This window comes from Polaromonas sp. P1_G4 (genome assembly GCF_056405475.1).
The window spans coordinates 1-3,139 of the sequence record NZ_JBFUCA010000493.1 but is presented as its reverse complement, the minus strand read 5'-3'; the positions used below and the strand labels follow the sequence as shown (position 1 = coordinate 3,139).

2 protein-coding genes are annotated in these 3,139 nt (G+C 61.2%); one reads left to right on the top strand and one right to left on the bottom strand.

Annotation, left to right across the window (positions count from 1 at the left end; all coding sequences use genetic code 11):
* The first annotated feature begins 201 nt into the window (after positions 1-201).
* Positions 202-1,230 carry an L-histidine N(alpha)-methyltransferase gene (gene egtD, locus AC1D1X_RS19355; RefSeq protein WP_477698923.1) on the top strand — a complete coding sequence of 343 codons (1,029 nt, stop codon included), beginning with the start codon at positions 202-204 and terminating at the stop codon, positions 1,228-1,230.
* Between the two features lie 103 nt (positions 1,231-1,333).
* On the opposite strand, the gene alaS is transcribed toward egtD, so the two are convergent.
* Positions 1,334-3,139, bottom strand: a 1,806-nt coding sequence (gene alaS / locus AC1D1X_RS19350) for an alanine--tRNA ligase (RefSeq protein WP_477698922.1), incomplete at its 5' end; no start/stop codon positions are given.

The following is a 3,139-nucleotide window of genomic DNA, read 5'->3' as shown; positions in this document are numbered from 1 at the left end:
GCAGCATTCAGCGACCAAGTGACACAGGAAGTACAGATAGCGGCGATTGACCGCGCTCAGCCCAGCGGGCGATCCAAAAAAGAACCCTATATAGGACAGCATTTGGCCGGCGCCGCTTGCGCCCAAAGCGGTTCAGTCCTACAAAGGCGTTTCGCTATCTGCTTTTAAATCTGTCGATATCACTTAACTGGCTGACCCAACGTGAACCTGCCCCTCAAATTTCCCGGCCTGGCTGAGGCCCTGCCAACGGCATCGCCGCAGTTCATTAACCTCTACAACGAGTCGCAATCGGGCCAGACCCAAAATGTGGCGCAGGAGCTGGAAGAGGGTTTGCTTGAACCCACGGCCACCATCGGCCCCAAATTCTTTTACAACGAGTTAGGCTCGAAACTTTTCGAGGCGATCACGGGCCTGGATGAGTACTATCCAACCCGCACCGAGGCCGCCATATTTGCGGCCTCCTACCCGCAGATTGCCGCCACGCTGAGCGCGAACGGAATCCACAACGCCTGCCTGATCGACCTGGGCGCCGGCAATTGCGCCAAAGCTGCAGCGCTCATTCCGCATCTTCAGCCGCGGCAATATGTGCCGGTCGACATCTCGGTGGAATTTTTGCGCGATGCCGCCGCGCAGGTGCAAAACAGCTTCCCCGCGCTCGACATCGTCGGCCTGGGCATGGATTTTTCGTCCGGCCTGGTATTGCCACGCGAAGTGCAAAGCCAGGAACGGGTGTTTTTCTACCCCGGCTCCAGCCTGGGCAACTTTCATCCGGCGCAGGCCCTGCGGTTCTTGCAGCACATCGCCGACCCGGCGCAAGGCAAGGCGCGCGGCCTGCTGCTGGGCATTGACCTGGTGAAGGACACCGCACGGCTGGAAGCGGCTTRTGACGACGCGCTGGGCGTGACCGCTGCCTTCAACAAAAACCTGCTGCTCAACGTCAACGAGCTCCTGCAGGCGGATTTTGATGTTCGCCAGTGGCACCATGTGGCGCTCTTCAATGCCGCGGAGTCGCGCATCGAAATGCACCTGGAAGCCTTGTCGGACCTTACGGTGCGCTGGCCTGGGCATGCGCGGCGCTTTGGCGCCGGCGAGCGCATCCACACCGAATGCTCTTACAAGTACACCTTGGAAAGCATGACGGCGCTGCTGCGGCAGGCCGGATTCGGGCAGGTTCGCTACTGGACCGACCCGCAAAGCTGGTTTGCGGTGTTCTGGGCCGCTATTGAGTGAAAAAGCAATGAAAAAAGGCCAATTTCTTGAACGAAATTGGCCTCCAGCCCTTTACTACCTTGCGCGAGCAGCTATCAAATTAATAGCGCTTTGACGGACCGCCTCAGGCGCGCTCGGTCACCCAGGCCTGCACCGACTTCAGTGCATCACCGAGCTTGGACGCATCGGTGCCGCCGGCCATGGCCATGTCGGCCTTGCCTCCGCCCTTGCCGCCCACCTGCTGGGCCACAAAGTTCACCAGTTCACCGGCCTTGACCTTGCCCACGCTGTCGGCGGTCACGCCCGCGGCGATCTGCACCTTGTCGCCATCGACGGCGGCCAGCACGATGACGGCGGTCTTGAGCTTGTCTTTCAGCTTGTCCATGGTGTCGCGCAGCGTCTTGGCATCGGCGCCTTCCAGCTTCGCGGCCAGCACCTTAAGGCCCTTGACGTCGACAGCCTGCGTGACCAGCTCGTCGCCTTGTGACGAAGCCAGTTTGCCTTTGAGCGCGGCGATTTCTTTCTCCAGCGATTTGACCTGGTCCAGCACCTGGCTGATGCGGCCCTGCAACTCGGACGGGCTGGCCTTGAGCGAGCCGGCCGCGGCTTCTACCGTGGATTCGAGCGTCTGCAAGTAGGCCAGCGCGTTTTCGCCGGTGACGGCTTCCACACGTCGCACGCCCGCCGCCACACCGCTCTCGGCCACGATCTTGAACAGGCCGATATCACCGGTGCGTTTGACGTGAACACCACCACAGAGCTCCTTGCTGGAGCCAATCGTCAGCACGCGCACGGTCTCACCGTACTTTTCACCGAAGAGCATCATCGCGCCGGACTTCTGGGCATCTTCCATGGCCATCACGCTGGCATCGGTGGCCACGTTGGACAAAATTTCGGCATTGACGCGCGCCTCGATCTCGCGGATCTGCGCGTCAGTAACAGGCGCGTTATGCGCAAAGTCAAAACGCGTGCGCTCGGCATTCACGAGTGAACCCTTTTGCTGCACGTGATCACCCAGCACTTCACGCAGGGCCTTGTGCATCAGGTGGGTGGCGCTGTGGTTGCGCACGGTTGCGGCGCGCAGCGCGGTGTTGACCTGCGCGGTCACGGTGTCGCCGACTTTCAGCGTACCCTCTTCCTGCGTGCCATGGTGGCCGAACACATCGGCCTTGATCTTGAGCGTATCGTCCACCGTGAAGGTGGAGCCGGCAGCCGTGAGCCGGCCCTGGTCACCGACCTGGCCGCCGCTTTCGGCGTAGAACGGTGTCGTGCTCAGCACCACCACGCCGCTTTGGCCTGCATTGAGTGCCTGCACGGCCACACCGTCGGCATACAGCGCGACGACTTTGGCGGGCTCTTCGAGCAATTCGTAGCCGGTGAAAGCGTGGCCTTCGCCGGAATATTCCAGCGCACGGTCCATCTTGAACTTGCCGGCGGCGCGTGCCTGGTTCTTCTGCTTGTCCATGGCCGCCTTGAAGCCGGCTTCATCAACTTCCACACCGCGTTCGCGGCACACGTCGGCCGACAAGTCCAGCGGGAAGCCGTAGGTGTCGTGCAGCTTGAAGGCCACGTCACCCGGCAGCACCTTGGCACCACCAGCCAAAGCGGTGTCCAGAATCGTCATGCCGATTTCCAGCGTTTCGAAGAAGCGTTCTTCTTCAGCTTTCAGCACGGACGTGATGCGGGCTTCGTCGGTCTTGAGCTTGGGATAGGCATCGCCCATCAGGCGAGCCAGATCAGCCACCAGCTTGTGGAAGAACGGTGTCTTCTTGCCCAGCTTGTAGCCGTGGCGGATCGCGCGGCGGATGATGCGGCGCTGCACATAACCGCGGCCTTCATTGGACGGGTTGACGCCGTCACTCACCAGGAACGCTGTGGCGCGGATGTGGTCGGCAATGACAAACAGGCTCTTGTTGCCCAGGTCTTTTTC